Source organism: Micromonospora sp. 4G55 (assembly GCF_016803375.1).
In genome coordinates this window covers 1-2,666 of sequence record NZ_JAEVHN010000773.1, presented here as the reverse complement: position 1 = coordinate 2,666, position 2,666 = coordinate 1, and the positions used below count along the sequence as shown (strand labels likewise).

Annotated in this window: 2 protein-coding genes and 1 pseudogene; all 3 read right to left on the bottom strand. The window is 74.4% G+C overall.

Annotated elements, in window-relative coordinates:
* Window positions 1–277, bottom strand: a pseudogene (locus tag JNW89_RS33965) (hypothetical protein); the annotation flags it as partial.
* A 135-nt stretch (window positions 278–412) separates the two neighbouring features.
* On the bottom strand, window positions 413–1,153 hold the full coding sequence (locus JNW89_RS33960) for a YcnI family protein (protein WP_238452149.1): 741 nt from the start codon (window positions 1,151–1,153) through the stop codon (window positions 413–415).
* 20 nt (window positions 1,154–1,173) lie between these two features.
* On the bottom strand, window positions 1,174–2,666 hold a 1,493-nt coding region (locus JNW89_RS33955), incomplete at its 5' end, for a copper resistance CopC/CopD family protein (protein WP_238452148.1).

The following is a 2,666-nucleotide window of genomic DNA, read 5'->3' as shown; positions in this document are numbered from 1 at the left end:
GGGCCAGGCCGACGAAGGCCGGCCCGTCGGCGGTACGCGCCGTCAGCCGCAGCCTCGCCCCGCCGACCCGGGTGAACGGCGCCTCCGCGCGCAGCAGCGCGTCGACGTCCTGCACCACCACCGCCCGACCCGTGCTGCGCACCGGCTCGAAGCGGGCGCTGAAGGTGCCGTCGGTGCTCGCGTGCCGGGCGACCAGGCTGAGGCCGCCTCCCGCCAGCAGGGCGGGGATCCCGACGACCAACAGCAGCATTCCGACGAGCGACCGCACGAACCGCATCCGTTCCGTCTCCTTCGGTGACCGGGTACCCGGCCGACCTTACCGACGAGACCGCCGTGATCTGCGCATATCGCTCGGGACGGACAGCCGCCGGCCCGACGGAGCGACTCCGACTCCGCCGGCGGGCGGAGCGGGTCAGGCCTTCGGCGTCGCCTCCCGGCGGGTCCGGGCGAAGGCCAGTCCACCGAGGAGCAGCCCGGCCAGCCCGGCCACCAGACCGGCGATGGCCAGCCCGGTCGCCACCCCGTCGGAGTCCTCGTCGTCATCGTCGTCGTCGGCCGCGGCCTGCCCGGCCGGCGATGCTCCCGGCGTGGCCGAGGCCGACGTCGAGGCCGGGGCCAGGGTGAGCACCGGCGCCGGGTTCTCCGGCTCCTCGGCGCCCGGCGTCGGCTCCTCGATCCACCGCGCGACGTTGCCGTCGGAGTACGTCTGCAAGGTCTTGAAGACCATCCGGTCGACCTGCGGCAGCGGGCCCATCGAGACCGGGAACTCCTGGAACTGGCCGGGCTTCACCGCCGCGTCGCCGCTGGCCGTCCAGGTCAGCTTCGACACCGCCTCGGTGAGCTGGCTGCCGTGCACCTCGATCGGCGGGTCCACCTTCCGCTTCTGCACCGCCACCGTCCAGCCGGGCACCGGCATGGTGGAGACCGACCCGATCGGGGCGTTCTCCGGCAGCACCACCTCCACCTTGGTGGTGGCGGCGGTGTCGCTCTCGTTCGGCACCCGGAAGGCGAAGCGGCCGTAGGAGCCCTGGGTGGCCTCCGTCGGGTTGACGCTGACGTGCGCCGAGGCGGGCCCGCCGAAGCCGAGCACCGCCGTGGTGACGGCGGCGAGCGCGAGAGCGGCGGCGGTTGCGGGACGCCGGAGACGGATCATCTGTGGGAGAGCCTTTCTGGTTACCTGATCGGCACGGTGGCGGTCACCGTGGCCTGGTCGATGTCGGACGTGCGGGCGGTGACGCGCAGCTGCCACTCCCCGGCGCTCGGGAAGCTGATCTCGCCGGTCACGTGGTTGTCGGTCAGCGGCAGCAGCGGAATGTCGATCGGCTCGATGCCCGCCGACGGCAGCGCGGCGGTCACCTTCCACTCGACCACCGGCTGCGGCCGGTTGTCCCTGGTGTACGCGTAAAGGTGCAGCGAGTTGTTGCCCCGCTCGGCCGGGTCCAGCTCCACCTGCAGGGAGTAGAGCGGGCTGGTCAGCGTGGTGGAGAAGTAGCCGGCGGGGGCGCCGGCCACGTCGTCGCCGGCGACCCGGGCCGGGGTGGTCTGCACCAGGGTCGCCGTGACGCCGAGCACCACCGCGGTGATCGCCAGCTCGACCCAGATGGCCCGCCGCACCGGCACCGGGCGCTGGGCGGCGGTCCGCCGCCGCACCAACCACCGGGAGTACGCGGCCACCGCCAGCACCAGCACGAACAGCCCCACCTTGGCCAGCAGCAGCCGGCCGTACGTGGTGTCGACGAGGGGCCGCACGCCGCCCACCTCGATCAGCCCCTGCACGATCCCGGCGAGCAGCAGCGCCGCCACCGCCAGCGCCGCCCAGCGGGACCAGATCGGCAGGATCGCCCCCAGCTCCCGCTCGTCGGCGCGGCGCAGCAGGAAGACGGCCAGCATCACCAGCCCGCCCAGCCAGACCGCCATGCTGCCCAGGTGCACCGCGTCGACGACCACCGACACGGCCGGCGCCGGGGAGGCCGCCGGGTGCCCGGCCAGCGGCCAGGTGAACAGCCCCGCCCCGCCCAGCACGGCCAGGATGAGCGCGTCGGTACGGCCGACCGGGCCCCGGGTCAGCGGGCGCAGCAGGAACGCCGCCGCCGCGAGCAGACCCAGGCGGACCAGGTGCGCGGTGCCGTACGTGCTGCCGAGCATCTCGCTGAAGCCGGCCCCGGTGACGTCGGTCAGCCCACCCCCGGCCGTGTACGGCACCTGCAACCACAGCTCGGCCAGGGTGGCCAGCGCGAGCAGCCCGACTCCCGCCCAGGCGAGCCGGGCCGGGCCCCGGCGGGACAGCCGGTGCGGCCAGAGGGCGGCGAGCACCAGCGCCGGACCCACCACCAGCAGCAGGCCCACGTAGCCCAGGTACTTCACCACCTTGACCGCGTTCTCCACCACCGGGTTCGCCCGGCTCTCCGCCCCCGAGTCGGTGGGGGGCGTCGAGGGAGCGCCGACCGAGTAGGTGAAGGCGCCCGACACCGGGTGGCTGTCGGCGGAGATCACCCGGTAGCTCACCAGGTAGGTGCCGCGCGGCCCGGACGGGTCCACCGGCACGGTCACCAGCGCACCCTCGAAGGTGGGCTCGCCCCGGTCGGCCCGGGAGCCGTCCGGGGCGATCACCCGGATCTTGCCGGTGACCTTGCGCACCGACTCGCTGAAGGTCAGCACCACCTCGG